The organism is Providencia sp. PROV061 (assembly GCF_011045655.1).
In the GTDB taxonomy this organism is placed as follows: Bacteria; Pseudomonadota; Gammaproteobacteria; order Enterobacterales; family Enterobacteriaceae; genus Providencia; species Providencia hangzhouensis.
The window spans coordinates 758,602-771,955 of sequence record NZ_CP042861.1 but is presented as its reverse complement, the minus strand read 5'-3'; the positions used below and the strand labels follow the sequence as shown (position 1 = coordinate 771,955).

Here is a 13,354-nt window from a genome sequence, read left to right as displayed (position 1 = left end):
TTAAAGAATAATATTGGTTTGGCTTATCGTATCAATTAGCCAATTAGGAAGAATTTTTGCTAAAGTAAGCAGTATCATTCTTTATAAAGGGTCAAGTCATGCTTATTACAATTTCACCTGCAAAAACATTAGACTACGAAAGCCCACTTGCGACACAGCAGTTTACTCAGCCTGAATTACTTACTGAGTCACAAAAATTAATTAATGTCTGTCGTAAATTAACCCCTGCAGATATTGCCAGTTTAATGAAAATTAGTGACAAGCTTGCGGGGCTCAATGCTGCCCGTTTTGCAGAATGGCATGCGGACTTTACCCCAGAAAATGCACGCCAAGCGATCCTTGCCTTCAAAGGGGATGTGTATACGGGTATGCAAGCAGAAACCTTTTCTCAAGACGATTTTGCGTTTGCTCAATCTCATTTACGCATATTATCAGGTCTTTACGGTATCTTAAGACCGCTAGATTTAATGCAACCTTATCGCTTAGAAATGGGAATTCGATTAAAAAATACCCGTGGAAAAGATTTATATGAGTTTTGGGGAGACATCATTACCAAGCAATTAAATCACGCATTAGCGGAGCAAAAAGATCAAATATTAGTCAACCTTGCCTCAGATGAATATTTTAAATCAGTGAATACAAAAAAACTGGACGGGCAAATTATCAAGCCTATTTTCCTTGATGAAAAAAATGGTAAATATAAAGTTATCAGTTTTTATGCAAAAAAAGCGCGGGGTTTAATGAGCCGCTTTATCATCCAAAATAAATTAACGAAAACAGACCAACTGGCTGATTTTAATTTAGAAGGCTATCAATTTGATGAAAGCCAATCTAAAGGTAACGAGCTGGTATTTACCCGCTCAGAGCAAGCCTAATATATAAAACGTGGGGATTGGCACGCAGCCGATACCCACGAATGCCAAAATACTTCACGCTTTTTTCGGGCTCTATCACAATTTACTCATAAACCTTCTAGTCAAGAACAAATTAGCATTGATTCCTCAGCCTACTTTTTAGCTTTATGACAGTATAAATTGAGTTTTACCCACTATTTTGGAGGTGAAGTATGCCTTATGTTGCATCATCAAAGCGCTATACTGAAATGGAATATCGTTTATGTGGCCGTAGCGGATTACGCTTGCCACTGATTTCATTAGGATTATGGCACAACTTTGGCGATAACAAACCCTTTGATAATTGCCAAGCCATGCTTCGCCATGCTTTTAACCTTGGGATCACCCATTTTGATCTTGCTAATAATTATGGGCCACCACCAGGCTCTGCCGAAAGTACATTTGGCAAAATTATGCAGCGGGATTTTCTGCCTTATCGCGATGAAATGGTTATTTCATCAAAAGCGGGTTTCACTATGTGGGACGGCCCTTATGGTGACTGGGGAAGTAAAAAATACTTAGTTGCAAGCCTAAACCAAAGTTTGAAGCGAATGGGATTAGATTATGTAGATATATTTTATCATCATCGACCTGATCCCAATACCCCACTAGAAGAAACCATGGGAGCGCTAGATCTCATTGTTCGCCAAGGAAAAGCCCTGTATGTGGGGATTTCTAATTACCCAACCAATTTAGCCAAAGAAGCCATTAATATTCTCAATGAATTAGGAACCCCTTGCCTGATTCACCAACCTAGATATTCCATGCTAGAACGTACTCCCGAAGAAGATTTACTCGATTTACTGGAAGAAGAAGGCGTTGGCTCTATCGCATACTCTCCATTGGCTGGTGGGATATTAACCGATCGCTACCTTAATGGCATCCCTGCTGATTCACGTGCTGCAGGTAATCCTTCTTTGCCCCCAGAAAGACTCACGTCAAACATTTTATCAAAGGTTAAACAACTGAATGAACTGGCAACAAAAAGAGGACAAAAGCTAAACCAAATGGCATTAGCATGGCTACTGAGACACGACAGGATCACTTCCGTTCTCATTGGCGCAAGCCGTATCAGCCAAATTGATGATGCAATGGGGATACTAAAAAATCGTAATTTTACGCAAGAAGAGCTCAAAGCCATCGAATTAATATTAGAAGGCGAATAAAACACACAAGTTGCAGGATATCCTGCAACTTAATAAATTTTATCTCAATTAACGATATTCCCCATTTGCTTTAAACTGCACCACAGAATAAGGCTGAGTACGGCCATCTGGCTGCTCCATCCCTAGGCTACCAATTGGCATACCCGGAACAGAAATCCCTACCACATCCGCTGGTAAGGCATCAATCGCATCAAGACTGCTGACAGGAACATGGCCAACAATCACTTTACCTTTGTATTTAGCGATATGACAGCTGCGTAAGTTATAAGGCACATTCAGCTCATCATTCAGTTTGTTCAACTCATCATAACTGATTTCATTGACCACAACGTCATACCCTGCTTTTTTAACTCCTTCTCCCCATAATTGGCAGCAACCACAGTTTGCATCTTTATACAATTGCACGCTCTGGTTTTGAGAAAATGCAGAAAATGACAGTAAAAACATTCCACCTAAAATTATCTTCTTCATTGCTATTTACCTTATCAATAATAATGACTAGTACTTAAAAAGTGTCTATTTTTTATGGCGTAACTGACAGATTAATTTATAAGCCGCAGGAATGATAAATAGGGATAATAATGGTGCAGTTATCATTCCACCAATCATCGGCGCAGCAATACGGCTCATCACTTCTGAACCGACTCCTGTTCCAAGTAATATTGGCAATAAACCAGCTAAAATTACGGCAACCGTCATGGCTTTAGGGCGAACACGTAAAACTGCGCCTTCATATAATGCACGGTCTAAATCTTGGTTTGATAGCTTGCTTATTCCTTTCTGTTTTTCTTTATCTTCGATTGCATGGCGTAAATAAATCAACATAACTACACCAAATTCAGCCGCGACACCTGCCAATGCAATAAATCCAGTTCCTGTTGCAACTGATAAATTAAAGTTCATCCAATAAAGGAACCAAATAGCGCCCACTAAAGCAAAAGGTAAACTTAATAAAATCAGTAAAGCTTCACTAAATCGTCTAAAGGCTAAATAAAGTAGTACAAAAATAATCATGATAGTCGCGGGGACCATTAACATTAATTTTTGGTTAGCCCTTTCGAGTAATTCAAATTGCCCCGTAAAGGAATAGCTAAGACCCGGTTTCATTTGAATATTATCTTTTATTGCTGCATCAATATCTTTAATAACAGAAACCATATCACGATCACGTGCATCAATATAAATCCAACTAGTCGGTCTGGCGTTCTCTGTTTTCAACATGGGAGCGCCCATATTCACGGAGACATCAGCAACATCACTAAGCACAATTTGCTGTTTGCTTGGCGTTAAAATTGGTAATAACTTCATCGCAGATACACTATTTCGGTAATCTTGAGGATATCTTATGCTAATTGGGTAACGCTCAATCCCTTCAACTGTTTCTCCAATCATTTCCCCACCAGTGGCCATTGAGATATACACTTGTACGTCGCTAATACTCATACCAAAACGAGCTGCTTTTTCTCTATCAATTTTGACATCAATATAGCGTCCGCCTACCAACCTCTCAGCCAAAACTGAAACCACCCCCGGTACCGATTTTGTGACTTTTTCAATTTGTTGGGCTAATGCATCGATTTCTTCAAGATCTCTGCCTGATACTTTAATACCTATAGGGCTTTTGACTCCCGTAGATAGCATATCAATACGGTTACGAATAGGTGGAACCCATAAGTTTGCAACCCCTGGCAAACGCACCGTTTCATCGAGCTCATCAATAATTTTTTCGAGTGTCATTCCTTCTCGCCACTGTGCTTGCGGCTTCAAACGTATCGTTGTTTCAATCATTTCCATAGGTGCTGAATCCGTTGCTGTTTCAGCTTTACCAACTTTTCCAAATACCGTATCCACCTCTGGAATAGTTTTGATTAATTTATCCGTATTTTGTAGTAAAAATGCCGCTTGTGCAGGCGAAACACCCGGTAATGTTGAAGGCATATAAAGTAAGTCACCTTCATTAATTGCAGGAAGAAATTCACCACCTAAATGTTTTAATGGCCATATCACCGTAAATAAAGATAAGAAACCAATTAATAAGGTGGTTTTCGGCCACGCTAATACCTTAATTAAAATAGGGCTATAGAGTGAGATCAACCAACGATTCAGTGGGTTTTTATTTTCATTTGGAATATTACCGCGGATCCAATATCCCATTAGAATTGGAATAACAATCAGCGCTAAAGCCGCAGCACCCGCCATGGCATAGGTTTTTGTGAATGCAAGTGGACCAAATAAACGGCCTTCTTGCCCTTCCAACGTAAAGATAGGAATAAAAGACAATGTGATAATTAATAAACTGATAAATAATGCAGGCCCAACTTCAACAGCGGAATCCGTAATAACTTTCCAACGCTGGGCATTATCAATGACTTTATCTTCATTTTCATGTTGCCATTTTTCTAATTTTTTATGTGCATTTTCGATCATAACAATGGCGGCATCCACCATTGCTCCGATCGCAATTGCAATGCCCCCTAACGACATAATATTTGCATTTATTCCTTGGTAGCGCATGACGATAAAGGCAATAAATAATCCAAGGGGCAAAGAAATAATTGCCACGAGAGCAGAACGGAAATGCCATAAAAAAACGGCACACACTAATGCGACAACAATAAATTCTTCTAGTAACTTATAACTTAAATTATCAATCGCGTTATCAATAAGAATGCTTCTATCATAAGTCGTGATAATTTCGATGCCTTCCGGCAAGCTAGCACTTAAATCTTCAAGTTTCTGTTTTACATCCTGAATCACATTACGTGCATTTTCACCAGAGCGAAGCAGAATAATTCCCCCAACGACCTCTCCTTCTCCATTTAGCTCAGCAACCCCACGACGCATTTCGGGGCCTTCCTGTATTCGAGCAACATCTTGTAGGTAAATAGGTACACCATTTTCTGGCGTTTTTAGGTAGATTTTATTGAAGTCATCAATAGATTGAAGATAACCACTTGCTCTAACCATATATTCAGCTTCAGCAATTTCAATCGATGAACCACCAGCTTCTTGGTTAGCCATTTCAACGGCCTGTTTTATTTCAGGTAATGTCACTGAAAATTGGCTGAGCTTGAGTGGGTCAACTAAGATTTGGTAAGATTTAACCACACCGCCAACGGTTGCCACTTCTGAAACATTAGGCAAAGCCTTCAATTCATATTTCAAAAACCAATCTTGTAATGAACGTAGTTCTGCTAGATTATGTTTTCCAGTTTTATCCACTAAAGCATATTCAAAAATCCAACCAACACCTGTCGCATCAGGGCCAATGGAGGCTACTGCACCTTTGGGTAATTGGTTTTGGACTTGATTTAAATATTCTAAAACTCGTGAACGAGCCCAGTATAAATCTGTATTATCTTCAAAAATAACATAAACATATGAGTCACCAAATGCAGAAAACCCCCGCACCGTTTTTGCTCCCGGCACAGATAGCATCGTCGTCGTTATCGGGTAGGTAACTTGGTTTTCGACCAGTTGCGGCGCTTGCCCTGGATAAGTGGTTTTGATGATCACTTGTACATCAGATAAGTCAGGTAATGCATCAACTGGTGTACTGCGAATGCTCCAAATACCCGCAATGACTAAAAACACGACTCCCATTAACACTAGAAATCGGTTAGCAACCGAGCGTCTTATAATCCATTCCAACATACTCTACTCCTGAGATTTATGTGATGAATGATTAGATGACGCTGATGCTTCAGGAAGCGCTTCCATCTTGGCTAATGCCCCGGCAATATTCGCTTCAGAATCAATCAGGAAAATACCCTGAGTCACTATATGCTCACCCACTTGTAAGCCTTCAGATATTGCTGTCATTTGTTGAGATTCGCTCAGCACTCGCACCCTTTTGGGAATAAATTCACCATTCTCACCAACAGCAATAACGTGCTGTTCTTTCCCTGAGTCCACAATGGCTTGTGAAGGGATCAATAAACTTTCATTACCTTCTGCAACTAAATTTAAATATGCTGTCATACCCGGTTTTAATAAATGGTTAGGATCAGCAATTTCTGTACGAATGTTAATTGTACGACTTGCTTGCTCTGCACTGGGTAATATCAACCAGTTTTTTACAGCAAATAACTGCGAAGGATAGGCAGGAATAGAAACTGTAAATTGTGTTTGTTGATTAAGTAATTCAGCAACTGATTGAGGAACAGATGCATTAATCCATAATGGATCTGTTCCTTGTATTTGTGCGATAACGACTTCTTTGGATACGTTCATCCCTAAACGTAGATTAAGTGCAGTAATTACCCCAGAAATAGGAGCTTGAATAGTAAAACGTGTTTGCACTTTTCCTGTTTTAATAAACTGAGAAAGTGCGCCTTCTGGCATGCCATTTAAACGTAAACGCTCAATGACACTATTAAGATCTTGTTGGCTCGCATTCATTTGCTTAAGCGCAAGATATTCGCTTTGTGCTTCAACCCATGCAGGGATCGTTAGCTCAGCAATAGGAACACCTTTTTGGATCCTCTCACCTACTGTGAATGGATAAACTTTTTCAACAAAACCATTTTCGCGTGCTTGTACAATAGCAAATTGATGGTCATTAAACGCAATTTCGGCTGGAAATGTTAAGTCATAGTTTAATTTCCCCCACTTCACATCCACCGTTTTAAGCCCTAAATTTTGTGTCTGTGTTGGGTTAATTGTTACCCCTTTGCTATTCGCTGAAGCCAAGTTTTCATCCGCATATTTAGGAACAAGATCCATGTCCATAAAAGGGGATTTCCCTGGTTGATCAAACTTGGTATTGGGATACATGGGATCATACCAATACAATACGGTGCGTTCTTGTTTTTCAACTGATTGGCTATTATTTTCTATAACGAAAAAATAACGGTAAAATAAAATTGAAATAACGCTCGATAAAATAATTACCAATAGCAATTTGGTCAGGTTAACTAATGACATAACATCTCTCTACCTATTTAGTTTATTTTTTCGACGGATTTCAACATTGAAAGATTACCTTGTTGTACAAATGAAAATTTCAATTCATCATTTTCTTGTAAACCGTTGATCATATTTTCATCTTCATATGTAAAACGCATCGTCATTGGTGGCCAACCAATGCTTTCTATTTCTTTATGATTTATCGTTAATTTTTTATTATCTTTGTCAATCGAGATTAGCTTTCCTTCAGTGTTAATTGTTGGTTCCGCCGCTTTTTCTGGATAAATAGAGTGATTATGTTCAGCTGTATTTGCATAGCTGGTTGCTGTTAATATCGCCATTGAAATTACAAAAAATACCGTATTTAGTTTTTTCATTTTTACCCTCATGATTTGATTAATCCGCCACCTAATGCAGAGAATAAATTTATTTCATTCTTCTGCTGTTCTATTTTCAACATCAATAAGTTTTGCTGTTCTGTAAATAAGCTACGCTGCGCTTCGAGAACATCGAGATAACTTAAACCACCATATCGATAACTTGCTTGTTTCTGTGTTAAGACGTTTTGCAGCGTGTTGACATATTGCTCTTGGGAGATAAGTTGTTTTTCTAAACTCAATTTGATCACTAAGGCATCTTTCACTTCTCGAAACGCTACTTGAATACTTTTTTCGTAATTAGCAATCGCTTTATTTTTTCTAATATTTGCCAACTCTAAATTTCGGCTATTAGTCCCCCCAGTAAAGATAGGTAACGTAATTTTAGGAATAAAATTCCAAATACCATTTGAAGAGTCAAATAACCCCGTTAAAGAATCATTACTGTTTGCAACTCCCGTATTAAAGGAAATAGAAGGAAAGAAAGCCGCTCTCGCTACACCGATGTTGGCATTCTCAGAAATAATGTTTTGCTCCGCAGCCATAATATCCGGGCGCTTTAGCAATATTTCAGAAGGAATATCTGGAGGTGTCGTAATTAAAGGATAGTTTGGCTCGTAGCGTCCTAGATCTAAGTTTATTTTTGTTGCATAGTCATTTGTCAAAAAATTCAGTAAATTTTCATTTTTTGCAATTTCACTTTCAATTTTTTCGATATTAATAGAAATAGACTGTACTTGCCCTTTAGCTTGTTCTAGGTCTGATAGTGCGGCTTTTCCTGCCGCCACTTTTTGCATTACAATTGATTGACTATTGAGATAACTTTGTTTCGTCTCTTGTGCAATTAATAATAGCTTTTGGTTATACACCACATCTAAGTACGCTTCTGCTACCGTTTTAATCGTGATAATTTGTGTCGCACGGCTCATCTCTTGAGAAGCAATAAACTTTGCTTTGTCTGCATCAGATAAATTTTTGATACGCCCAAAAAAATCCAGCTCATAGCTGATATCAATGCCTACGCTGTATTTCTTATTAAAGGATGACCCGCTCTCTAACGACTGACTATAATCACCACTCATCGATGAATTAACTTGAGGATATTTTTCTGCCCCCGCGAGCCCAAAACGTACACGAGCTTCCTCTACATCTAACGCAGCAAGGTATAAATCGCTGTTTTTCTCTAGTGCAATTTCTATCACGTTTTTCATTTGAGGGTCTTGAATAAATTGTTCCCAACTAGGGAACAATAATTCAGTTTGAGCCTGCTTTGCTGCATCAGAAACATGACTATTGAATTGATGAGGTAAATTAAGGTTAGGGCGTTGATATTCAGGAGCGAGCGAAACACAGCCCGTCAAAGTTAAGGCATAAGCTATTATTAATATTTTTGGGGAATACATGGTATAGCCATGCCTCTAGTAATTAAAATTGGAGCTATAGTAAAAAAGACCTCCTGTTAGATTGATGACATGAAAATGACAAATTTGTCATTTTACATTTCGTTGCTGTAGTGCTTAGAATGGCTGCATTATTTACCTGGCTGATAGGTCTGAGATGAAATTACTTATTGTTGAAGATGAACATAAAACGAGAGAATACTTGTCTAAAGGCTTAAGTGAGTCCGGGTTTATTGTTGATGCAATCGAAAATGGTATTACTGGCCTGCATATGGCCACAACTGAAGACTATGATTTAATTATTCTTGATGTGATGTTACCTGATATTAACGGCTGGGAAATTGCAAAGAACTTACGCAATTCAGGAAAAAATACACCAATACTGATGCTCACTGCATTAGGTAATGTTGAGCATCGAGTCAAAGGACTAGAGTTAGGTGCTGATGATTATCTCGTTAAACCATTTGATTTTTCGGAGTTACTCGCTCGAGTAAGAACTTTATTACGCAGAGGCAACAGCAGCATCCAAAAAACACAGTTTACCATTGCTAACTTGCATGTTGACCTGATTAAGCGACGCGTTACCCGTGAAAATGATAAAATTATACTCACCAGTAAAGAGTTTTCTTTATTGGAATTTTTTATTCTTCATCAAGGTGAAGTGCTTTCTCGTTCTCTTATCGCTTCAAAAGTGTGGGATATGAATTTTGATAGTGATACCAATGTGATTGATGTGGCAGTGAAAAGATTAAGAGCTAAGATAGATCAAGGCTATGAACCTAAATTGATCCATACCATTAGGGGAATGGGCTATTTACTTGAGATCCCTGAAAATGATTAAATTTTTTCGATCTCCTGTCTCTATTTCAATTCGTCTTATTGTTTTGATCAGTATTACTCTCTCCCTCTCCTTGTTACTATTTAGCTCGATCATGATCAATTCGGTTATGTTGCATTTTAAACAGCAAGATGAATACACACTTAACCAGTTGAACCTAACGATCCGTAGCTTGTTAAATAACAATACAGACTCACAAAGTGAACAATATGCACGTATTAAAACCATTATTAATGAGCACCAAGACATTACTATTTATCTCATTGATAAAAAAGGAAATGAATTAATATCTCCCAATGCAACAGATAAGCTCATTACGTACTTAAAAAATTATGATCCTCATAAAAATAACCAAGAAGAGCTTAAAAATTATCGCCTATCTGAAATTATTATTCAGGTAGATTCCCCTTCAGAGTCTAAACAATATCGGTTGGTTACTGCATTATCATTAAATTTTCATCATGATTATCTGAGTTCATTAATAAATAATTTAATTGTCAGCGCTATTATATTGTGCTTATTTACTATTCTTGTCGTTTATTTCCTTGTAATTAAAGGATTAAAACCCCTTAAAGATGTGAGCGATGAAATCAAAAATGTCACTTCCGAAAACTTAAGTGTGCGTTTAGACCCTGATTCTGTACCTAATGAATTAAAACAATTAACAAAATCATTTAATCAGATGTTAGTCAAAATTGAAGATGTTTTCGTAAGACAAACGAATTTCTCAGCAGATATAGCTCATGAAATGCGTACACCTATCACTAATTTAATGACTGAAACCCAAATATCTTTGAGTAAAAATCGCAGTAAAGAAGAACTCGTTGAAGTGTTATATTCTAATTTAGAAGAATATAACCGTCTATCACGAATGATCTCTGATATGCTTTTTCTTGCTCAAGCAGATGATAATAGGCTTATCCCTGAGAAAAAAGTTATTAATATTAAAACTGAAATAGAGCTCATATTTGATTATTTTGAATATCTCGCGGAAGAGAATGAAATAAATCTTAAGCTAATTGGTGATACAGACCCTATTATGGCCGATAAAGATATGTTAAGAAGAGCAATTACTAACTTAATATCAAATGCTATCCGCTATACCCCAAAGGGGGATTCTGTCAGTATTAATATTTCGAATGTAAAAAATGGTATTGAATTAATTATCAGCAATCCCGGCATGAAAATACCAGAAGAACATTTAGCAAAACTCTTTGACAGATTTTATCGAGTAGATAAATCAAGACAAAGAAAAAATGAAGGGAGCGGAATTGGGTTGGCTATCGTCAAATCAATCATATTAGCGCATAAGGGAAGAATCACTGTAACATCAGATGATTTTTCAACACGTTTTACTGTATTTTTACCTAAGGAACCAAATTAAATATCTACCATAAATGGCAATTTTGTCATCTTGTTGTCAGTATTCAGACAGAAATAAAACCTTATTATAGTTACAAGATAAATTATCTAACTTAATAAGGATTTGTAATGAAAAAAATTATTTTTGCTTTAACACTTGTAACTGTAACAACACATGTAGCAACCGCTCAAACAGAAAAAGAAATACATTATAATGCAGCGAATGCATTAAATTTCACTGAGAATAATACATCGTATTCTAATCAAAAATCGATTAATAACCACTTGAGTAAGGCGGGTATTTCAGTCAACGATAATATCAACTCAACCCAATCATTTCTTCAATTAGATAGACATACTCAAGCTGCTACCGCATTGAATTTTACTCAAAATAGTACCTCCCCAGCAATGCAGAATATGATCAGTAGCCACCAAAACCAATCACCTAACTATAAAAAATCGATGGTAAAAGTTGCAAAACCATTTTCCGATATGAATGAAAATGAAAAAGCCGTCACCATGTTAAACTTTCATAAAAATAGTTCATCTGCTTCTATACAAAGTAAAATAATAGGACATTCAAAAAATAATTAATTATAACTTTAAAACCATATTATTAAATAAATATTAATATGGTTTTAAATTAAAAAAATAAAATTTAGATATAGACACAACGAATAGATTTTATTTGACCAATTTCATTTTTTATTACTAAATTGATTGAATATTTATTGAACATCAAGAAAAATAAGTTATTATTTCTAAGCAGTTCATTTCAATACTAACTTTAAAAGGTGATTATATGTTTAAAAAATCAATCATATTTGCATTTTTATTATTTCCAACTCTCTCTTTCGCTACTCCTATTCTTCCTTTCCCACCAGAGCCACCTATCCTAGATATAGACGTAAACGTAGCCTATAACGGGGATGATGATGATGTTTGGTTTAACGTAAAAGGAGATGATGATGATGTTTGGCTGAACATCAAATAAAATTCAGAAGACATCAAACAAAGCTTAAGGTAATTCCCTTCATAATATATAGCCTTATATCCTTTTAATATACTACATTAGGAAACATAGGCCTATATGCTGTTAAAATCAATGGTAAAGTGGAATTGTATTTTAATATATTCCACTTTACTATCCTACCCCATAAAACCCTAATCTTATGATAATTAATTTTAAAACAAAACATTACCTGGAAAATTATTAATTAATTATCTCAAATGATTCATTATTAATAAATCATTTAAAATACGCACAAAAAAAATAAATAATGTTATTTTATATTAACAGTGAACTAAATTTAATTTCACTCTTAGATGAAAATATTAATTACTTATTCAAAATCATGAATTACAATTTCCTTGCAGTTCACTTCAATTTAAACTTTTAATCGAGGATTTTATATGTATAAAGCATCTATTGTCATAGTATCTTTATTATTCCCAATTCTAGCATCTGCAACTTCTTTCCAAGAAAAACATTCTGACAATACTTCGACTTATTCTACTATTTATGAACAAAACCATGGAGGAAATGGAGGGAATGGCGGTCACGGTGGTAATGGAGGAAATGGTGGTAATGGAGGGAATGGCGGCCATGGTGGTAACGGCGGTAATGGCGGCAACGGTAGATAATATATCTCGTCACTAAATATTTCCCTCCTCACTCGATGAGGGGGGAACAGAGGAATTTATCATGTATAAAAATTACATTTCACTTGGCGTCTTATTAATTAGTTCTATTTCATTTTCAGCATACTCTCACTCCTTATTTAATACCCCATCTAATTGTTTATTAAAAAATGAACTCAATATTAATGAAATTAATAATAAAGTATGTTCCATACTCCATGGCCAATATTACTATTCTAAAATTTTTAGCTTTGTAAGTTATGGACAAAACGGAAATTCGGGTCACGCTGGAAATGATAGTCAAGGTGGCCATGGTGGTAACGGTGGTCATGGTGGACACGGTGGTGATGGCCAAAATGGAGGGAATGGCGGAACAGGATCAAATAACGGTAATGGTAGCAATGGCGGAAACGCAGAAAAAGGCAGTAATGGCAATGGAGGAAATGGCGGTAATGGCAGTGTAACTGGAGGTGATGGCGGAAATGGCGGTGATGGAGATGGTGGTGGTAGTGGTGGGAACGGCGGGAATGGAACTGTAAATGGCAATGGGGGAAATGGAGGACACGGGGGAACTAATGGCGGTAACGGAGGTAATGGGGGCAACGGCTCTGGTAGTGGTAATGGTGGCAATGGGGGCAATGGTAGCCAAGGAGGAAAAGGAGGACGCGGTGGACCTGATGGCGGTAGAGATGGGCACGATGGTATTAGCATTAGCTCAATGTGATAAATAAATCCGTTAGAAGTGAATAAGTGATGTGGCAATATGAAA

Annotated in this window: 13 protein-coding genes; 8 read left to right on the top strand and 5 right to left on the bottom strand. The window is 36.8% G+C overall.

The window, feature by feature from the left end:
* The first annotated feature begins 98 nt into the window (after positions 1–98).
* Positions 99–875 carry a peroxide stress protein YaaA gene (gene yaaA, locus FVA72_RS03425; RefSeq protein WP_004905658.1) on the top strand — a complete coding sequence of 259 codons (777 nt, stop codon included), beginning with the start codon at positions 99–101 and terminating at the stop codon, positions 873–875.
* 191 nt (positions 876–1,066) lie between these two features.
* Complete coding sequence (locus FVA72_RS03420) at positions 1,067–2,059, top strand: aldo/keto reductase (RefSeq protein ID WP_110592422.1); 993 nt, start codon at positions 1,067–1,069, stop codon at positions 2,057–2,059.
* A gap of 48 nt (positions 2,060–2,107) precedes the next feature.
* Here FVA72_RS03420 and FVA72_RS03415 read toward each other — a convergent pair whose 3' ends face one another.
* Genes FVA72_RS03415 through FVA72_RS03395 form a run of 5 tightly spaced genes read right to left on the bottom strand, consistent with a single transcriptional unit; the run spans position 2,108 to position 8,747 of the window.
* The gene (locus tag FVA72_RS03415) at positions 2,108–2,530 is read right to left on the bottom strand and encodes a DUF411 domain-containing protein (protein WP_004905661.1); all 423 of its coding nucleotides are present in this window, start codon (positions 2,528–2,530) and stop codon (positions 2,108–2,110) included.
* Positions 2,531–2,575: 45 nt separating this feature from the next.
* Positions 2,576–5,713 carry an efflux RND transporter permease subunit gene (locus FVA72_RS03410; RefSeq protein ID WP_110592423.1) on the bottom strand — a complete coding sequence of 1,046 codons (3,138 nt, stop codon included), beginning with the start codon at positions 5,711–5,713 and terminating at the stop codon, positions 2,576–2,578.
* 3 nt (positions 5,714–5,716) lie between these two features.
* Positions 5,717–6,985 carry an efflux RND transporter periplasmic adaptor subunit gene (locus FVA72_RS03405; RefSeq protein WP_110592424.1) on the bottom strand — a complete coding sequence of 423 codons (1,269 nt, stop codon included), beginning with the start codon at positions 6,983–6,985 and terminating at the stop codon, positions 5,717–5,719.
* Between the two features lie 17 nt (positions 6,986–7,002).
* A complete protein-coding gene (locus FVA72_RS03400) occupies positions 7,003–7,344 on the bottom strand; it encodes a copper-binding protein (RefSeq protein ID WP_243154736.1) in 342 nt (113 codons plus the stop codon).
* 8 nt (positions 7,345–7,352) lie between these two features.
* Complete coding sequence (locus FVA72_RS03395) at positions 7,353–8,747, bottom strand: efflux transporter outer membrane subunit (protein ID WP_110592426.1); 1,395 nt, start codon at positions 8,745–8,747, stop codon at positions 7,353–7,355.
* A gap of 154 nt (positions 8,748–8,901) precedes the next feature.
* On the opposite strand from FVA72_RS03395, the gene FVA72_RS03390 reads away from it, so the two are divergent.
* The 6 genes from FVA72_RS03390 to FVA72_RS03365 all read left to right on the top strand — a co-directional run bounded on the left by FVA72_RS03390 (position 8,902) and on the right by FVA72_RS03365 (position 13,309).
* Positions 8,902–9,585 (top strand): heavy metal response regulator transcription factor, encoded by a 684-nt coding sequence (locus FVA72_RS03390; protein ID WP_110592427.1) that lies wholly within the window; start codon positions 8,902–8,904, stop codon positions 9,583–9,585.
* The gene (locus FVA72_RS03385; protein WP_110592428.1) at positions 9,578–10,966 is read left to right on the top strand and encodes a Cu(+)/Ag(+) sensor histidine kinase; all 1,389 of its coding nucleotides are present in this window, start codon (positions 9,578–9,580) and stop codon (positions 10,964–10,966) included. Before FVA72_RS03390 ends, FVA72_RS03385 begins: the two co-directional genes overlap by 8 nt.
* Positions 10,967–11,073: 107 nt before the next feature.
* Complete coding sequence (locus tag FVA72_RS03380; protein WP_110592429.1) at positions 11,074–11,538, top strand: hypothetical protein; 465 nt, start codon at positions 11,074–11,076, stop codon at positions 11,536–11,538.
* A 208-nt stretch (positions 11,539–11,746) separates the two neighbouring features.
* Positions 11,747–11,938 carry a hypothetical protein gene (locus FVA72_RS03375; protein ID WP_004905671.1) on the top strand — a complete coding sequence of 64 codons (192 nt, stop codon included), beginning with the start codon at positions 11,747–11,749 and terminating at the stop codon, positions 11,936–11,938.
* Between the two features lie 419 nt (positions 11,939–12,357).
* Positions 12,358–12,588, top strand: coding sequence for a hypothetical protein (locus FVA72_RS03370; RefSeq protein WP_036958562.1), 231 nt, complete (start codon positions 12,358–12,360; stop codon positions 12,586–12,588).
* A gap of 61 nt (positions 12,589–12,649) precedes the next feature.
* Positions 12,650–13,309, top strand: a complete 660-nt coding sequence (locus FVA72_RS03365; RefSeq protein ID WP_004905676.1) for a hypothetical protein — start codon at positions 12,650–12,652, stop codon at positions 13,307–13,309.
* Positions 13,310–13,354: the final 45 nt, after the last annotated feature.

Coding starts and splice junctions, on each gene's coding strand:
- FVA72_RS03390 (WP_110592427.1), top strand. CDS start 8,902: ATGAAATTACTTATTGTTGAAGATGAACATAAAACGAGAGAATACTTG.
- FVA72_RS03405 (WP_110592424.1), bottom strand. CDS start 6,985: ATGTCATTAGTTAACCTGACCAAATTGCTATTGGTAATTATTTTATCG.
- FVA72_RS03375 (WP_004905671.1), top strand. CDS start 11,747: ATGTTTAAAAAATCAATCATATTTGCATTTTTATTATTTCCAACTCTC.
- FVA72_RS03365 (WP_004905676.1), top strand. CDS start 12,650: ATGTATAAAAATTACATTTCACTTGGCGTCTTATTAATTAGTTCTATT.
- FVA72_RS03370 (WP_036958562.1), top strand. CDS start 12,358: ATGTATAAAGCATCTATTGTCATAGTATCTTTATTATTCCCAATTCTA.
- FVA72_RS03380 (WP_110592429.1), top strand. CDS start 11,074: ATGAAAAAAATTATTTTTGCTTTAACACTTGTAACTGTAACAACACAT.
- FVA72_RS03420 (WP_110592422.1), top strand. CDS start 1,067: ATGCCTTATGTTGCATCATCAAAGCGCTATACTGAAATGGAATATCGT.
- FVA72_RS03415 (WP_004905661.1), bottom strand. CDS start 2,530: ATGAAGAAGATAATTTTAGGTGGAATGTTTTTACTGTCATTTTCTGCA.
- FVA72_RS03395 (WP_110592426.1), bottom strand. CDS start 8,747: ATGTATTCCCCAAAAATATTAATAATAGCTTATGCCTTAACTTTGACG.
- yaaA (WP_004905658.1), top strand. CDS start 99: ATGCTTATTACAATTTCACCTGCAAAAACATTAGACTACGAAAGCCCA.
- FVA72_RS03410 (WP_110592423.1), bottom strand. CDS start 5,713: ATGTTGGAATGGATTATAAGACGCTCGGTTGCTAACCGATTTCTAGTG.
- FVA72_RS03400 (WP_243154736.1), bottom strand. CDS start 7,344: ATGAAAAAACTAAATACGGTATTTTTTGTAATTTCAATGGCGATATTA.
- FVA72_RS03385 (WP_110592428.1), top strand. CDS start 9,578: ATGATTAAATTTTTTCGATCTCCTGTCTCTATTTCAATTCGTCTTATT.